At 69.9% G+C, this 14,555-nt stretch carries 16 protein-coding genes, 1 pseudogene and 1 riboswitch; of the genes and pseudogenes, 10 read left to right on the top strand and 7 right to left on the bottom strand.

Annotation, left to right across the window (positions count from 1 at the left end):
* Positions 1-6: 6 nt before the first annotated feature.
* Positions 7-447: a DUF6491 family protein gene (locus V7Z97_RS11485; RefSeq protein WP_334163561.1), complete on the bottom strand. Its 441-nt coding sequence runs from the start codon at positions 445-447 to the stop codon at positions 7-9.
* Between the two features lie 90 nt (positions 448-537).
* Positions 538-645, top strand: a riboswitch (TPP riboswitch).
* A 38-nt stretch (positions 646-683) separates the two neighbouring features.
* Here V7Z97_RS11485 and thiC point away from each other — a divergent pair.
* A complete protein-coding gene (gene thiC / locus V7Z97_RS11480) occupies positions 684-2,528 on the top strand; it encodes a phosphomethylpyrimidine synthase ThiC (protein WP_334163560.1) in 1,845 nt (614 codons plus the stop codon).
* A 79-nt stretch (positions 2,529-2,607) separates the two neighbouring features.
* Here the strand turns inward: thiC and V7Z97_RS11475 are convergent, their stop codons facing one another.
* Entirely contained in the window at positions 2,608-2,817 is a 210-nt protein-coding gene (locus V7Z97_RS11475) for a hypothetical protein (RefSeq protein WP_334163559.1), read from the bottom strand.
* 207 nt (positions 2,818-3,024) lie between these two features.
* On the opposite strand from V7Z97_RS11475, the gene V7Z97_RS11470 reads away from it, so the two are divergent.
* Complete coding sequence (locus V7Z97_RS11470; protein WP_334163558.1) at positions 3,025-3,207, top strand: hypothetical protein; 183 nt, start codon at positions 3,025-3,027, stop codon at positions 3,205-3,207.
* Here the strand turns inward: V7Z97_RS11470 and V7Z97_RS11465 are convergent.
* Together V7Z97_RS11465 and greA are read right to left on the bottom strand one after the other, a co-directional pair.
* The gene (locus tag V7Z97_RS11465) at positions 3,204-3,500 is read right to left on the bottom strand and encodes a DUF1905 domain-containing protein (RefSeq protein ID WP_334163557.1); all 297 of its coding nucleotides are present in this window, start codon (positions 3,498-3,500) and stop codon (positions 3,204-3,206) included. The two genes, V7Z97_RS11470 and V7Z97_RS11465, sit on opposite strands and share 4 nt — an antisense overlap.
* Positions 3,501-3,568: 68 nt before the next feature.
* Positions 3,569-4,048, bottom strand: coding sequence for a transcription elongation factor GreA (greA, locus tag V7Z97_RS11460; RefSeq protein WP_334163556.1), 480 nt, complete (start codon positions 4,046-4,048; stop codon positions 3,569-3,571).
* A gap of 351 nt (positions 4,049-4,399) precedes the next feature.
* Here greA and rnk point away from each other — a divergent pair, with 351 nt between their 5' ends.
* A complete protein-coding gene (gene rnk / locus V7Z97_RS11455; RefSeq protein WP_334163555.1) occupies positions 4,400-4,786 on the top strand; it encodes a nucleoside diphosphate kinase regulator in 387 nt (128 codons plus the stop codon).
* A 75-nt stretch (positions 4,787-4,861) separates the two neighbouring features.
* Here rnk and V7Z97_RS11450 read toward each other — a convergent pair whose 3' ends face one another.
* Positions 4,862-5,869, bottom strand: coding sequence for a hypothetical protein (locus V7Z97_RS11450; protein WP_334163554.1), 1,008 nt, complete (start codon positions 5,867-5,869; stop codon positions 4,862-4,864).
* A gap of 232 nt (positions 5,870-6,101) precedes the next feature.
* Positions 6,102-6,809, bottom strand: coding sequence for an HAD family hydrolase (locus V7Z97_RS11445; protein WP_334163553.1), 708 nt, complete (start codon positions 6,807-6,809; stop codon positions 6,102-6,104).
* Between the two features lie 139 nt (positions 6,810-6,948).
* Here V7Z97_RS11445 and V7Z97_RS11440 point away from each other — a divergent pair, with 139 nt between their 5' ends.
* The 4 genes from V7Z97_RS11440 to V7Z97_RS11425 all read left to right on the top strand — a co-directional run bounded on the left by V7Z97_RS11440 (position 6,949) and on the right by V7Z97_RS11425 (position 10,677).
* Positions 6,949-8,736 carry a long-chain-acyl-CoA synthetase gene (locus V7Z97_RS11440; protein WP_334163552.1) on the top strand — a complete coding sequence of 596 codons (1,788 nt, stop codon included), beginning with the start codon at positions 6,949-6,951 and terminating at the stop codon, positions 8,734-8,736.
* Positions 8,737-8,841: 105 nt separating this feature from the next.
* The gene (locus V7Z97_RS11435) at positions 8,842-9,450 is read left to right on the top strand and encodes a hypothetical protein (RefSeq protein WP_334163551.1); all 609 of its coding nucleotides are present in this window, start codon (positions 8,842-8,844) and stop codon (positions 9,448-9,450) included.
* 2 nt (positions 9,451-9,452) lie between these two features.
* Positions 9,453-9,758, top strand: a complete 306-nt coding sequence (locus tag V7Z97_RS11430; RefSeq protein WP_334163550.1) for a winged helix-turn-helix domain-containing protein — start codon at positions 9,453-9,455, stop codon at positions 9,756-9,758.
* A 10-nt stretch (positions 9,759-9,768) separates the two neighbouring features.
* Entirely contained in the window at positions 9,769-10,677 is a 909-nt protein-coding gene (locus V7Z97_RS11425; RefSeq protein WP_334163549.1) for an alpha/beta fold hydrolase, read from the top strand.
* Here the strand turns inward: V7Z97_RS11425 and V7Z97_RS11420 are convergent.
* Positions 10,674-12,176: a sensor histidine kinase gene (locus V7Z97_RS11420; protein ID WP_334163548.1), complete on the bottom strand. Its 1,503-nt coding sequence runs from the start codon at positions 12,174-12,176 to the stop codon at positions 10,674-10,676. The genes V7Z97_RS11425 and V7Z97_RS11420 overlap by 4 nt on opposite strands.
* A 98-nt stretch (positions 12,177-12,274) precedes the next feature.
* On the opposite strand from V7Z97_RS11420, the gene uvrC reads away from it, so the two are divergent.
* The 3 genes and pseudogenes from uvrC to V7Z97_RS11405 all read left to right on the top strand — a co-directional run.
* The gene (gene uvrC, locus V7Z97_RS11415; RefSeq protein WP_334163547.1) at positions 12,275-14,131 is read left to right on the top strand and encodes an excinuclease ABC subunit UvrC; all 1,857 of its coding nucleotides are present in this window, start codon (positions 12,275-12,277) and stop codon (positions 14,129-14,131) included.
* A 10-nt stretch (positions 14,132-14,141) separates the two neighbouring features.
* Positions 14,142-14,414 carry a hypothetical protein gene (locus V7Z97_RS11410; RefSeq protein WP_334163546.1) on the top strand — a complete coding sequence of 91 codons (273 nt, stop codon included), beginning with the start codon at positions 14,142-14,144 and terminating at the stop codon, positions 14,412-14,414.
* 26 nt (positions 14,415-14,440) lie between these two features.
* Positions 14,441-14,555 (top strand): annotated as a pseudogene (locus tag V7Z97_RS11405) (CDP-diacylglycerol--glycerol-3-phosphate 3-phosphatidyltransferase); the annotation flags it as partial.

Below are 14,555 nucleotides of genomic sequence, written 5' to 3'. Positions count from 1 at the left end.
CAACGCCTACGGCCGCAACCGCGGCGGCAGGGCGTCCACCTCGGCCGGCGTCAGCCGCACGATGGATTCCACGATGCAGGGCGTGGAGAAGCTGCCGCCGCCCTTGCTGACCGAGATGTCCAGGTCGATCGGGGAGCAGGCGATCGGGCTGCCCGGCGGCTGGCGCATGATCAACGGGTCCGAGGAGGTGGCGCCGGCGAGGCACGCACCCGACATGCCGATCCGGTAGGCGCCGCGCCCCGAGACGTCCACGAACAGGGTGCGGTCGTCGCCGATGGTGTGGTTGCGGATGTCGGCGGTGCGGAAGCAGTCGCCGGGGGCCAGGGCGGTCCGCGCCGGCGGGGGCGGCGGGATCATCGCGCCGGGCGGCGGCGGCGGCGGATAGTAGTCGGCGCAGGCGGCCAGGGTGGTGGCCGCGCCGAGCGCCAGGGCCAGAGCGAGCTTCATTCGATTTCCTCCTCCGGATCACAACATACCACCGTTCCGCGCCGTTCCCGGATTGACCGATGACAAGCCGCCGCTTCGAGCGTAGCGTCGCCGCCGTCCTCGGGGGGCCGCGCTGGAGCGGCTGAGAGGTGGGTGAGCCCACGACCCGTCGAACCTGATCCGGGTCATGCCGGCGAAGGGAAGGAGCCGCTTCCGACCTGACGCCCGTGATCCGTCCCTGCTGAGCGGAGCGCGCGATGAACGAGCCCACCGGAACGCTGGAAGCGACCGCCATCCCCACCGGAGAGCGTCTCGGCTCGCGCAAGGTCTATGCGGCCGGCGAGCTGTTCCCCGACCTGCGCGTGCCGTTCCGCGAGGTGGCGGTGCATCCGAGCGCGAACGAGCCGCCGGTGACGATCTACGACCCCTCGGGCCCCTACACCGACCCGAACGCCTTGATCGACATACGCAAGGGCCTGCCTCGCACCCGGGAGCCTTTCGTGCTCGCCCGCGGCGACGTGGAGGCGGTAGCCGATCCTCGCCAGGTGCGGCCCGAGGACAACGGCGGCGCCACCGGCCCCTACCTCGCCCCGCAGTTTCCCGACGAGGGCCGCAGGGTCTACCGTGCGAAGCCAGGGTCGATGGTCACCCAGCTCGAGTACGCCCGCGCCGGGATCGTCACCGCCGAGATGGAGTACGTCGCCATCCGGGAGAACCTGCGCCGAGAGCAATCGGCGCCCTGCGTGCGCGACGGCGAGGATTTCGGCGCCTCCATCCCCGACTTCGTCACGCCCGAGTTCGTCCGCCAGGAAGTCGCCCGCGGCCGCGCCATCATCCCGGCCAACATCAACCACGGCGAACTCGAGCCGATGGCCATCGGCCGCAACTTCCTCGTCAAGATCAACGCCAACATCGGCAACTCGGCGGTGCTGTCGACCGTCGACGACGAGGTGGACAAGCTGGTTTGGGCGACCCGCTGGGGCGCGGACACGGTCATGGACCTGTCCACGGGCCGCAACATCCACAACATCCGCGACTGGATCGTGCGCAACTCGCCCGTGCCGATCGGGACGGTGCCGATCTACCAGGCGCTGGAGAAGGTCGGCGGGATCGCCGAAGACCTGACCTGGGAGGTGTTCCGCGACACCCTCGTCGAACAGGCGGAGCAGGGCGTCGACTATTTCACCATCCACGCAGGCGTGCGCCTGCCGTTCGTGCCCCTGACGGCGAAGCGCGTCACGGGGATCGTCTCGCGCGGCGGCTCGATCATGGCCAAGTGGTGCCTGGCCCATCACCGCGAGAGCTTCCTCTACGAGCGGTTCGAGGAGATCTGCGAGATCATGCGGGCCTACGACGTGTCGTTCAGTCTCGGCGACGGTCTGCGGCCGGGCTCCACGGCCGACGCCAACGACGAGGCGCAGTTCGCGGAACTCCGGACGCTGGGCGAGCTCACCAAGATCGCCTGGAAGCACGGCTGCCAGGTGATGATCGAGGGGCCGGGCCACGTGGCCATGCACAAGATCAAGGCCAACATGGACGAGCAGCTCAAGCACTGCCACGAGGCGCCGTTCTACACCCTGGGCCCGCTCACCACCGACATCGCGCCCGGCTACGATCACATCACCAGCGCCATCGGGGCGGCGATGATCGGTTGGTATGGCACCGCCATGCTCTGCTACGTGACGCCCAAGGAGCACCTGGGCCTGCCCGACCGCAACGACGTGAAGACGGGCGTCATCACCTACAAGCTGGCCGCCCACGCCGCGGATCTGGCCAAGGGCCACCCGGGCGCGGCCATGTGGGACGACGCGGTCTCCCGGGCCCGCTTCGAGTTCCGCTGGGAGGACCAGTTCAACCTCGGCCTCGATCCCGAGACCGCGCGCCTCTACCACGACGAGACCCTGCCGAAGGAGGCGCACAAGACCGCCCACTTCTGCTCCATGTGCGGGCCGAAGTTCTGCTCGATGAAGATCAGCCAGGACATCCGCGACGCCGCGCGGGGCCAGAACGAGATCGACACGGGCATGGCGGAGATGTCGAGGAAGTTCCGCGAGACGGGCGGCGAGATCCTGGTGCCGGTGGCTCCAGAGCCCGCGGAGTGACGGCGCCGCTTCCGCCGTGACGCGGGCATGAAAAAGGCCCGCGCGGGCGGGCCTTTCCTCGCGGTTGCTCAGCGCGGGATCAGTCGCGCTGCTCGGCCTTGGCCTTCTCGGCGGCCGGCCACACCCGCACGCACACCGCCAGGGTCACCGAACCCAGCACCGCGGCGGCCGCGCCCATCCACTGGACCGGACTCATGCCCAGGGAGGCGTAGTGCCCGGCCATGCCGCCCGAGGCGAACACCAGGACCGCCGAGCCCCACTCGGCCGCTTCCTTCGACGTGAAGTTCATGACGTGACGCCCTCAATCCAACCCAGACGAGACGATGGTGCAGGGCCGAGAAATAGCCGCCGGGCGCGAGGGTCCGCCATGCGGCACGGGCGCGCACGAACCCGGGCCCGCCGATGCTTCGCTTACGTACTTTCCACAGGGTGCGGTTTTCCGCCCGGTCTGGCAGGAAGCCCGCTGTTCGCCTGAAAGCAGTGTTTCTTCAACGTGATGCATAAGACCTACGAGCTCTATTTCCAGGACGACGAGCAAGCCCCGCCGGCGTTCGAGGCCCTGACGTGCGCCAATGACGCGGAGCTCGTGACGGCGCTGCGGCGTCGCCTGGCCGAGCGGCAGTCTAAGTCCGTGGTCGTCCACGAGTTCGGCCGCGAGCTCTTCACGCTGAACGCCTAGAGCAGGATCTCCACCGAGAGCCGCACCCGGTCACCGGCGGCCACGCTCTCCCGCGCTCGCACCTGCGCCTTCACCGGCAGCAGAAAGGAGCCCGATTTCGAATCCGGAAAGATCGAGGTGCGCCAGGAGGTCTTCCCGATGGTCGCCTCGACACGCACCGAGCCCCAGCCGCGCGTCCGTCCCCCGACCAGGGCGCGCACGCCCGCGGCGGTCTCGGCGGGCAGGGTGACAAAATGCCAGGCGGCCTTCTCCCCCGGCCACAGCCACAGCTCGCATTCGGCCTCGTACCGCACGGCTGCGTTCCTCTTGAGTCGCGCAGGCAGAATAGCAGCTGGGTCCGGCGTCCGGCGCAACCGGGGCCTCAGTCGACGGCGATGATCTCCACCTCGGCGCCGTTCACTTCCGCCACGTCGCCCACGACCCTGCCGAGCAGGGCGCGGGCCAGGGGCGAGACGTAGCTGACGCTGCCCTTCGCCGGGTCGGCCTCGTCCTCGCCGACGATGCGGAAGCGCTGGGTGCGGCCGTCCTCGCGCTCGATCTCCACCGTGCGGCCGAACTGCGCCTTGCCGGGCTCCGGCTCGGGTTCGGTGAGCTGGGCGCTGGCGCGGCGCGACGACCAGTAGCGCAGGTCGCGGGTCGCCCGCGCCATGGCCGTGCGGTCGGCGCTGATGCCCCCCTCGGCCTGGGCCGCCGCATAGGCCGCCCGCGCGGCGGTCAGTTCGGCCTCGATGGCCGCCAGCCCCGAGGCGGTGACCAGGTTGGCGTGCGCCGAGACCGGCCGGTCCGGCAGGTCCGCCGCCTGGGCCTCGTAGTCCTCTTCCTTGGTGAATGCGACCGCCATGGCTCTGGTCTAACGCGCGACCGCGCCAGACGGAACCGCCGCCGTTTGACTTCCCGGCCGGCGAGGCCCATCTTCAATGCAGCATGTCCAACTCGGCCAACATTCTGCGTCGAACCTGCCACGCCGGGCGTGTCGTCGCAGGCGGCTGACCCCGAGCCCATGTAGAGCCTGAGAGCCGGGCTCGGGGAATTCGAGAAAAAACCACCCTCACATCACGAGACTCCCTCGCGGCGGACCGGGTTCCGGCGCGCGGGACTTCATGACAACTGGATTCCGCCCAGCGACAGCTGTGCGCAGGCGAGCGCCTGCGCGCGTCGCGGCTTCCGGATCCCGATCGAAGGAGCCCCAGCCATGCTGGCCCAAGACCTGAAATCTCCCCCCGTCTATGTGACCGAGGCGGACTACGAGCGGCTCGCCAATCTGGCGGGCCTTGGCCGCACCCTGGGGGCCGAGCTCCTGGGCCGCGAGCTGGACCGCGCCGTGGTGGTCCGCGCCGACGAGGCCCCGCAGCGCTTCGTGCGGCTGGGCTCGGCCGTAACCTATCGCGACCTCACCTCCGGCGAGACCCGGCGGGTGACGCTCGTCTGCCCGGACCAGGCTGACATCGACGCCGGGCGGCTCTCCGTGCTCTCCCCGGTGGGGGCGGCGCTGCTCGGCCTCTGCGCCGGCGCCACCTTCAGTTGGAGCGGAGCCGACGGACGGCCGCGAGTGGTCGCCGTCGAAGCGGTGGAGGCCTGACATGGCGCTGAGCCCCAAGTGAAAAGGGCGGCGCCCTGCGGGAGCCGCCCTTCTCTTGGTCCCCAACGGAAGGGGTTACGGCTGGGGGGTCGCCTCGAGCGGCGTCGCGTCCGGCGTGGTCTCGGTCGTCGGGCTGGCGCTCGGCGCCGGGACCGGCTCCACCGGCGCCAGGTCGATGGCCGGCGGGGCGGTGGGCGTGGGCGTGACGGCCGGCGGCATGTCGGCGGCGGCCGAAGGTGTCGTGACCGCGGTCGAGCCGCTCAGCGTGGAGTAGGGCACCGGGCCGCCCGGCAGGGTCGCTGTCGTGCTGGCGTTCACGCCGACGTCGTCAGCCGCCGGGGCCGTGGCGGCGGGGCGGGTCCGGGCGGTGGCCGCCGTCGTGCTGCGGGCCGTGCTGCGCGCGACGGGCGTGCTGCGCTCGGCCGGGGCGGTCGCCGCCGGGGCGGTCGCCGCCGGGGCGGCCGGCGTCACCGGCGGGGCGGCGGTGTTGGCGGCCATCTCCATCGGAGCCGGGGCGGCCATGGTCGGGCCGGCCGCGGCGGCCATCCCTGTCGGCTCGCCCGGCGCAAGCTCGGCCACGCCGGTGTCCTGCGGCTGGCTGGCGTACCAGCCCGCGGCGGCCAGACCGCCCAGGGCGACGACGCCCGCGGCGAGCGCGGCCGCCGGAAGGCTGGACTTCTTGGCTGCGGACGTGGTGCGGGCGGCCGGCGCCGCCATCGGCTCGGGCTCACGCGTGTGGACGGTCTCCGCACGCGTCGGCTCGACGTAACCGGCCTGGGTGCGGTTCGCCGGCTCCACATGGGCCGGCTCGATCCGCTCCGGCTCCACGAAGGTGCGCGGCTCGGTCATCGGCCGCGTCGTGGTGACCGGCGCGTCGAGCGGATTGACGGTGGAGGCGGTGGTGGCCCGCGTGGCGATGGGGCGATCGAGCGGGTTTGCGCCGGCCGCGACGGCGGCCGGCTTGTCGAGCGGCGCGTCTAGCGGATTCGGGCCGGACACGGCGGCGCCGGTGATCGGGCGGTCGAGCGGCGCATCCAGGACAGAGTCGCCGGTGCGCGAGGACGGGGTTTGATTCATGGACATGCTCAGTCCCTCCAGGAAATCTGTGGAGGTGGAAACCCGGCACGGCGCAGCCGGTTCCGCAATCGTGATCATTCAGCTTGGCTATTCTAGACTATCCACCTGCTCTCCGGATCAAAGTCATCAGGAATGGCGGATCGGGTTAGTCTTGAAATACAGAGACGTGGCGCTGTGAATGCCTACATCGTCTCCGCCAAGGCGGCGGGAATCTGGCGAGCGTCGCCGTGGAATGGCCTTATTCTACAAGCTCGGCGATGGAGCGGATAATGCGGTCGGGCCGCACCGGACTGTCGGGCGGCAGGCCCTCACCCAGGTGATCGTGCCAGATGGCGTAGATGCCCATCCGCTGGGGCGCCGCCACCTCCCACTCCAGGTTGTCGCCGACCATCCAGGCGTCCCGGGGACCGACGCCGAGCGCCTGCAGGGCGTGGAGGTAGGCGCGCTCTTCGGGCTTTCCGAACCCATGCTCGCCCTCGATCTGCACGTGGTCGAAGCGGGGGGCGAGCTCGAACCGCTCCACCTTGGCCCGCTGGGGCGCTGCGTCGCCGTTGGTCACCAGGGCGAGGCGCACGCCGCGCGCCTTCAGGGTGTCGAGCGCCTCCAGGGCGCCCGGGAAGAAGGCCGCCTGCGCCTCGCGGTAGGCGTGGAAGCGCTCCGCAAAAGGGCGGGCGAGGCCGGCGGGGGCGCCGAGGTCGCGGAAGACCAGCCGGGCCACCTCGATCCGCGCCGCCTCCAGGCGGAAGCGCCACTGCCGGTGGCGGTTCTCGTCGGACCAGAACCAGCGGAACCTGGCCTCCATCGCCTCGGCGATCTGTTGCGGCGTGGCGTCGCCCAGGTCCGAGCCGAAGGTCTCGGCCACCTCCAGGAGCAGCAGGGGCCGCCGGCCGAACGAGATGATCGTCTCGTCGAGGTCGAACAGGATCGCGCGGGGAAGACCGGTCATGCCCCACCCTACACCGCCGGGGCGCGCGCCGCTGTGGCGCCGGCGCCGCGCGTAACAGATGTGACCATCGGCGCCCCCGCCTTTCCTTGACCGGCCGCCCAGGCCGCCGCCAAGCTCGCGCCTCAGGTCGGAGGACGGGATGCGCCTTAAGGCAAGGCTCCAGCGCGAGTGGCGTTTTCTGCGCGGGCTTAATCGGACGCTGGGACGGGTGAAGTCCATCGCGCCCGATTCGGACAACCTGATCTGCGACGACCTGCAGGCGGCGGTGGAGCGCTGGCGCGAGCGGCCGGCGATCACCTTCGAGGGACGCACCGTCACCTATGCGGAGATGGACGCCATCGCCAACCGCTTCGCCCACTGGGCCAAGGGGCTCGGCATCCGGCGCGGGCAGACGGTGGCGCTCTTCATGCCCAACCGGCTGGAGTACTTCTGCGTCTGGTACGGTCTGTCGAAGATCGGGGTGGTCACCGCCCTGATCAACAACCAGCTTGCCGGTCTGCCGCTCGCCCACTGCCTTAACATCAGCCAGGCGAACCATGTGGTGGTGGATTCCGAGACCTCGCCGGTGTTCGAGGCGGCCCGGCCGCTGCTCGAGCGCACGCTGCAGCAGTGGGTGCTTGGGCCCGTGCACGGCGACCAGCGCGACCTCGTCCAGGCGCTGAAGAGCTGCAGCATGCTGCCGCCCGACCGCAGCGTGCGCGAGGACATGAAGGCGCGCGACACCGCGCTGCTGATCTTCACCTCCGGCACCACGGGCCTGCCCAAGGCCGCCCGGATCACCCATGTCCGGGCCCAGCTCTACATGCGCGGCTTCGCGGGCTCGACGGGAGCGAAGGCCAGCGACCGGATTTACGTGAGCCTGCCGCTCTACCACGCCACAGGCGGGCTATGCGCGCTCGGTGCGGCCCTGCTCAACGGCGGCTCGGTGGTGCTTCGGCGGAAGTTCTCGGCCAGCCACTTCTGGGAGGAGGTGCTCGCCGAGGGCTGCACCATGTTCGTCTACATCGGCGAGCTCTGCCGCTACCTCGTGAATGCGCCGGAACACCCCGACGAGGCCCGGCACAAGATCCGGCTGGCGTTCGGCAACGGCCTGCGGCCCGACGTCTGGCCGGAGCTGAAGCGCCGCTTCCGGATTCCCGAGATCCTGGAGTTCTACGGCTCCACGGAGGGCAATGTCAGCCTGTTCAACTTCGACGGCCGGGAGGGGGCGATCGGCCGCGCGCCCAAGTGGCTGCGCAAGCGCTTCAACGTGCGCCTGATCCAGTTCGACGTGGAGACCGAGCAGCCGATCCGCGGGACCGATGGCTTCTGCATCGAGTGCGGCCCTGGCCAGGTCGGCGAGTGCATCGGCAGGATCGGCGGCGACGCGCGCACCGACTACACCGGCTACGTCGACAAGGCCGCCTCGGAGAAGAAGGTCCTCCGCGACGTCTTCGAGAAGGGCGACCGCTGGTTCGCCACTGGCGACCTGATGAAGTCGGATTCGGACGGCTATCTCTACTTCATCGACCGCATCGGCGACACCTTCCGCTGGAAGGGCGAGAACGTGTCGACCAACGAGGTGGCCGAGCGGCTGCAGGCCGTACCCGGCGTAAAGGAGGTCAATGTCTACGGTGTCGAGGTCGCGGGGGCCGACGGCCGCGCCGGCATGGCCGCGCTGGTCGTGGGGCCGGAGTTCGACCTCAAGGCCTTCGGCGAGCACGTGGCCCGCGAACTGCCGTCCTACGCCCAGCCGCTGTTCCTGCGCCTGCTGCCGGAGATGCAGACCACCGGCACCTTCAAGGTGCGCAAGATCGATCTCGTCTCCGACGGCTTCGACCCGGCGAAGATCAAGGGCCCGCTGTTCTTCCACGATCCCAAGCGCGGCTACGTGAAGCTCACCAAGGCGGTCTTCGAGAAGATCGCAGCGGGAGCGGTGAAGGTCTGATCCCGAAGCGCCGCGTCGTCGTCCGCATGATGTCACACAAAAGAACTTTACAGCACAAAGTACTTTTCGTAGAACGCTGTCATCGGTCCATAGGGAGCGGCTGACATGGCCCAACCAAACCAGAACCTGAGCGACGACATCGCCTTCATGCGCAGCCTGGCCGAGGCCGGCCGTGACCGGCCGATGGTCGGAGGCTCCATCCTGCTGGCTGCAGGCGCCATCTACGGCGCTGCCAGCCTGACCGTCTGGGGCCTGCTGGCCGCCGGCGCCCTGGAGAACTGGATGTACGCGGCCGTCTTCCTGTCGGCCACGGTCCTCTACCTGGCTGCGCTGTTCTGGCTGCTGCGCGGTGTTCCGAGGGATGGCAGCCCCTATCAGGTGGCCACAGGCGTGGCCTGGTCGGCGGTCGGCTGGGCGATTTTCGTCATCGGGATCAGCCTGGGCGTGGTGACCTGGCGGCTGCAGATCCCGAACCTGATGTCGGTCTTCCCCTGCATCCTTATGGCGCTTTACGGGGCCGCCTGGCTGGTCGCGGCGACGCTGATGCGCCAGGCGTGGATGAAGGGGGTGGCCGGTGGCGCCTTCCTGACCGCGGGGGCCGCGGCCTGGTTCGTGGACCAGCCGATGATGTGGCTGCTGTTCGGCCTAGGCCTGCTGGCCCTGCTCGCCGCGCCTGGGCTGGTCCTGATGCGCCAGGCGAAGCGGGCAGCCTGACCATGGCCGACGACTTCGACATCGGCGGCATCGACGAAGTCATCCATGGGCGGTTGAGGCTGGGTGTCATGGCCTACCTCTCCACCGCCGGCGTGGCCGACTTCAACGAACTGAAGGCCCGACTGCAGGCCACCGACGGCAACCTGTCCGTCCACCTGCGCAAGCTCGAGGAGGCCGGCTACGTGGCCATCGACAAGAGCTTCGTCGGCAAGAAGCCGCTCACGCGGGTGAGCCTCACCGACGGCGGTCGCGCCGCCTTCATCCGCTACCTGGACGCCATGGCCAAGCTGGTCGGCTCCAACCTCTAGGAGACCAAACGTGCGCAAGTTCCTCATGACCCTGGCCGCCGTCGTGGCGCTGGGCGGGCCGGCCGCGGCCCAGGCCGATCCCAACCGCCTGTTCGCCGACTCGGAGATGGTGATCCGGGACAGGTTCAGCGCGGAGGTGATCGGAACGGGCCCCGACGTCGTGCTGATCCCCGGTCTGGCCTCGTCGCGAGCGACCTGGCGGGCGACCGCGGAACGCCTGCGCCGCTCGCACCGGCTGCACCTGATCCAGGTGGCGGGCTTCGCCGGCGAGCCCGCGCGAGCCAACTCCGAGGGGGAGGTGCTCGCCCCGACCGCAGACGCGATCGCCGCCTATCTTGTGGAGCAGAGGCTCGCGCCCGCGACCATCGTCGGCCATTCGCTCGGCGGGACGATGATCCTGGACCTGGCGCAGCGCCGGCCCGAGGTCCTGAAGAAGGCCCTGGTGGTCGACGCGCTGCCGTTCCTGGGGGGCATGCAGGATCCAAAGGCAACGGCGGAGAGCGTGAAGCCCATGGCGGCCCGGATGCGCGACGCCATGATCTCGGCCAAGTCGTCCGCGACCGCCGCCAACCTGGAGCCGCAGATGCGGGGGATGTCAAAGGACGCAGCCACGCGGACCCTGGTAGCGGAGTGGGGCGCGGCGAGTGACCGCAAGGTCGTGGCGCGCATGATGTACGAGGACATGGTCCTCGACCTGCGGCCCAGGCTGGGGGAGATCCGCACGCCGATCCTCCTGCTCTATCCGGACAACACGCCCCTCAACGTGCCTTCCGGCATGATGGAGAAGCTGTACCCGGCCCTCTACGCCGCCGCCCCCACCGTAACGCCGAAGCCGGTCGCCGACTCTCAGCACTTCGTCATGCTCGACCAGCCCGAGGCCTTCGCCGCCGCGCTCGAGGAGTTCCTCAGCCGGCCTTAGACGCCCTTCACCGGGAGGCTGACTGCGCAGCCCAGACCCTGCGGCGCGAAGTCCAGCACCGCTTCCCCGCCCATCTGCCCGCGCAGGCTGCGCTCGATGAGGCGGGAGCCGAATCCGCGGCGACCCGGCGGCGAAACGGGCGGCCCGCCGATCTCACGCCAGCCGAGGTCGAGCCGACCCGCCTCCACGGTCCAGCGGACGTCCACCCAGCCGTCGGCCACGGAGAGCGCCCCGTACTTGGCCGCGTTGGTGGCGAGCTCGTGGAACAACAGGCCCAGCGTCAGCGCCTCGGCGGGGGCGAGCGCTACGTCCGGCCCCTCCAGCCGGTAGCGCTCGGGGCCGAAGGGCTTGAGCTCCACCAGCACCACGTCGCGCAGGTCGGCGCTGCGCCAGTTCGTGGCGGTAAGCAGGTCGTGGGTGGCGGCGAGCGCCAGGATGCGGGCCTCGAACGCCTCGCGGAAGGCGGCGGGGTCGGGGCTGGTGCGCAGGGTCTGGGCGGCGATCGCCTGGACGGTGGCCAGGGTGTTCTTCACCCGGTGGTTCAACTCGTCGAGCAGCAGCTTCTGCTGCCGCTCCGCCAGCACCCGGTCGGTGACGTCGCTGCCCTCCACGAAGACGCCCCACGCCTGGCCGTCGGGGTGGGTGATGGGCTGATAGATGAAGTCGACGAAGCGCTCCTCGAGCGCTCCGCCGGGCGTCCGCTGGAGCCGCACGCTGAGCGCCTGGCCGATGAAGGGCTCGCGCTTCTCGAGCACCCCCTGCAGGAGCTGGATGAAGCCCTGGCCGCGCACCTCCGGCAGGGCGTCCTCCACCTTGCGGCCGATCACCTGCCGGTGGCCGATGAGCTGCTGGTAGGCGTTGTTCACCAGGGCGAAGGTCAGCTCCGGGCCGGTCAGCACCGCCATGAAGCCGGGCGCCTGCATGAAGAGGTCGCGCAGGCCGCGCGTCTCCTGGGTGAGGGCCGCGTTGAGGGCGGTGACCTCCGCGGCGCGCTGCAGCAGGTCCGTCTCGCCGGGCGCGGGCGCGAGGTAGCTCTCGCCGCCGGGGCCGTAGGCCATCTCCTTGAGCCGCTGGAGCTCGGTCACATCGACCGTGTTCTGGACGATATATCGGGTGCGGCCGTCGGGCCCGAGCAGGGGCACGTGCGCCGCCGACCAGTAGCGCATCTCGAACCCGCCGCCGCGGCTGACGGGCCGCTCGATCGGGTAGGGGATCAGGGGAATGGAGTCGGGCCGGCCGGTCTCCAGCACGCGCTCGAAGGAGTCCCTCAGCCGCCGTCCGCTTTCGCCAGGATTGGGAAAAAGCTCGAACAGCGGCCGCCCGATCAGGTCCTCGCGCCGGCGCTCCAGGGTCGTGCAGTAGGCTTGGTTCGCATCCACGTACCGCAAGTCGCGGTCGAGGATCATGTAGGGGCTGGGAAGGACGTCGAAGAGCGCCGTGAAATCGGGCGCGTCGCCCGTCGCGGCCGGCGGCGTCGTCAACTCTTCACCCGCGAGCATCCAGACGCACCTCCCCCGAAAACCGCAGAACGCCCACGGCCAAGCCGCGTTCCAAACGCCGCGCTGCCATGCGGGCCGAACCGCCCTATATGTGACCCATGCTCGACACCCCGCCCCTGAAGGGCGCCGCCCTGATCAAGGATGAGGTCAAGCGCCTGCCTGACCGCCCCGGCGTCTACCGCATGGTCGGCGAGGACGGCGAGGTGCTTTACGTCGGCAAGGCGCGCTCGCTCAAGAAGCGCGTGCTGCAGTACGCGCAGGGCCGCTTCCACACCCAGCGCATCGCCCTCATGGTCGACCAGACGCGGTCCATGGAGTTCGTCACCACCAAGACCGAGACCGACGCCCTGCTGCTGGAGATCAATCTGATCAAGCAGCTGAAGCCGCGGTTCAACGTCCTGCTTCGGGACGACAAGAGCTTCCCCGAGATCGTCATCCGCCGGGACCACGAAGCGCCGCAGCTTCGCAAGCACCGCGGCGCGCACACCATCAAGGGGGAGTACTTCGGCCCCTTCGCCAGCGCCTGGGCGGTGAACCGCACGCTCAACACCCTGCAGAAGGCCTTCCTCCTGCGGTCCTGTTCGGACAGCGTCTACGAGACCCGCACACGGCCCTGCATGCTGCACCAGATCCGCCGCTGCGCCGCGCCCTGCACCGGGCTGGTCAGCCTGGAGGACTACAACGGCCTCGTCGACCAGGCGCAGGCCTTTCTGCGCGGCAAGAGCCGGGCGGTGATGGCCAGCATGGCCGAGCAGATGCAGGCCGCCTCAGACGAGATGGAGTTCGAGCGCGCCGCGCGCCTGCGCGACCGCATCCGGGCGCTGGCCTCCATCGCCCAGGAGCAGCAGATCAACCCCGAGACCGTGGACGAGGCGGACGTCTTCGCCCTGCACGCCGAGGGCGGTCAGGCCTGCGTCCAGGTGTTCTTCTTCCGGGCGGGCCAGAACTGGGGCAACCGCGCCTACTTCCCGCGCGTGGACAAGAGCGACGAGGACCCCGACGTCATGGGCGCCTTCCTCGGGCAGTTCTACGACGACAAGCCGATCCCGAAGGTGATCCTGGTCAACATCGAGCCGGCCGACGGGGAGCTGCTGGCCGAGGCCTTCTGCCAGAAGTCCGGCCGCAAGGTGGAGATCAGCCGGCCGCAGCGGGGCGAGAAGAAGGGGCTGGTGGAGCATGCGCTCACCAACGCCCGCGAGGCGCTGGGGCGGAAGATGGCCGAGAGCTCGGCCCAGTCGAAGCTGCTGGCGGGCGTCTGCGAGGCCTTCGGCCTGGAGGGCCAGCCGGAGCGGATCGAGGTCTACGACAACAGCCACATCATGGGCACGAACGCCGTCGGCGGCATGATCGTGGCCGGGCCGGACGGCTTCCAGAAGAACCAGTACCGGAAGTTCAACATCCGCTCGACCGAGCTCACCCCGGGCGACGACTACGGCATGATGCGCGAGGTCCTGCGCCGTCGCTTCTCGCGGCTGGTGAAGGAAGAGGAGGAGGGCAATGAGGCCGTCCGTCCCGATCTGGTGCTGATCGACGGCGGCGCGGGCCAGCTCGCCGCGGCCATGGAGGTGATGGCCGACCTGGGCGTCGACGACATCGCCGTGGTCGGCGTCGCCAAGGGGCCGGACCGGGACGCCGGGCTGGAGCGGTTCTTCATGCCGGGCAAGGAGCCCTTCATGCTCGAGCCCAAGTCGCCGGTGCTCTATTATCTGCAGCGCCTGCGCGACGAGGCCCACCGCTTCGCCATCGGCAGCCACCGCACGCGCCGGTCCATGGACCTCAAGAAGAACCCGCTGGACGAGATCGAGGGCGTGGGCCCCGGCCGCAAGCGCGCCCTGCTGCACACCTTCGGCTCCGCGCGGGGCGTGAGTCGCGCCTCGGTCGAGGACCTCGCCAAGGTGGAAGGCGTGAGCCTTCCGCTCGCCCAGCGCATTTATGCGTTCTTCCACAAGGCCTGAGGAGGCTTCGATGCGGATCGGGATCCTGGGGGCGGCGCTGGCGCTGGCGTCGGCGGGCCAGGCGGCGGCCAGCTCGCCCGTGGCCTGGGAGGAGTTCCGGGCCGACGTGCGCAAGCAGTGCCTGCACCGCGCCCAGCGGCTGGGGATGAAGTCGCCGAAGGTGGTCGTGCATCCCGTCGGCACGCAGAACTACGGGATCGCGGTTCTCATCGAGGGGAACGACAAACGGATCTGCCTCTACAACAAACAGCAGAAGACGGTGGAGCTTACGCCGGGTACCTAAGGAACGATCCATGCGTTGGAGAGGCCATGAAGTCCCTTCCGAACATCCTGACGTCGCTGCGCCTGGTCCTGGCGCTGTTCATGTTTCTGGCGCTCGCCGCCGCGGCGGGAGGGATCCCCTATGTGTCCGAGCGGCTCGACC

Origin of the sequence: Phenylobacterium sp. (assembly GCF_036821595.1) — a bacterium.
Lineage (GTDB): Bacteria > Pseudomonadota > Alphaproteobacteria > Caulobacterales > Caulobacteraceae > Phenylobacterium.
The sequence above is the reverse complement of the archived record's forward strand: the minus strand, read 5'-3'. Positions and strand labels throughout refer to the sequence as shown.

Excerpts from the sequence above, each read along its gene's own strand:
- V7Z97_RS11485 (WP_334163561.1), bottom strand. The coding sequence starts at position 447 with ATGAAGCTCGCTCTGGCCCTGGCGCTCGGCGCGGCCACCACCCTGGCC.
- thiC (WP_334163560.1), top strand. The coding sequence starts at position 684 with ATGAACGAGCCCACCGGAACGCTGGAAGCGACCGCCATCCCCACCGGA.
- V7Z97_RS11475 (WP_334163559.1), bottom strand. The coding sequence starts at position 2,817 with ATGAACTTCACGTCGAAGGAAGCGGCCGAGTGGGGCTCGGCGGTCCTG.
- V7Z97_RS11470 (WP_334163558.1), top strand. The coding sequence starts at position 3,025 with ATGCATAAGACCTACGAGCTCTATTTCCAGGACGACGAGCAAGCCCCG.
- greA (WP_334163556.1), bottom strand. The coding sequence starts at position 4,048 with ATGGCGGTCGCATTCACCAAGGAAGAGGACTACGAGGCCCAGGCGGCG.
- rnk (WP_334163555.1), top strand. The coding sequence starts at position 4,400 with ATGCTGGCCCAAGACCTGAAATCTCCCCCCGTCTATGTGACCGAGGCG.
- V7Z97_RS11450 (WP_334163554.1), bottom strand. The coding sequence starts at position 5,869 with ATGTCCATGAATCAAACCCCGTCCTCGCGCACCGGCGACTCTGTCCTG.
- V7Z97_RS11445 (WP_334163553.1), bottom strand. The coding sequence starts at position 6,809 with ATGACCGGTCTTCCCCGCGCGATCCTGTTCGACCTCGACGAGACGATC.
- V7Z97_RS11440 (WP_334163552.1), top strand. The coding sequence starts at position 6,949 with ATGCGCCTTAAGGCAAGGCTCCAGCGCGAGTGGCGTTTTCTGCGCGGG.
- V7Z97_RS11435 (WP_334163551.1), top strand. The coding sequence starts at position 8,842 with ATGGCCCAACCAAACCAGAACCTGAGCGACGACATCGCCTTCATGCGC.
- V7Z97_RS11430 (WP_334163550.1), top strand. The coding sequence starts at position 9,453 with ATGGCCGACGACTTCGACATCGGCGGCATCGACGAAGTCATCCATGGG.
- V7Z97_RS11420 (WP_334163548.1), bottom strand. The coding sequence starts at position 12,176 with ATGCTCGCGGGTGAAGAGTTGACGACGCCGCCGGCCGCGACGGGCGAC.
- uvrC (WP_334163547.1), top strand. The coding sequence starts at position 12,275 with ATGCTCGACACCCCGCCCCTGAAGGGCGCCGCCCTGATCAAGGATGAG.
- V7Z97_RS11410 (WP_334163546.1), top strand. The coding sequence starts at position 14,142 with ATGCGGATCGGGATCCTGGGGGCGGCGCTGGCGCTGGCGTCGGCGGGC.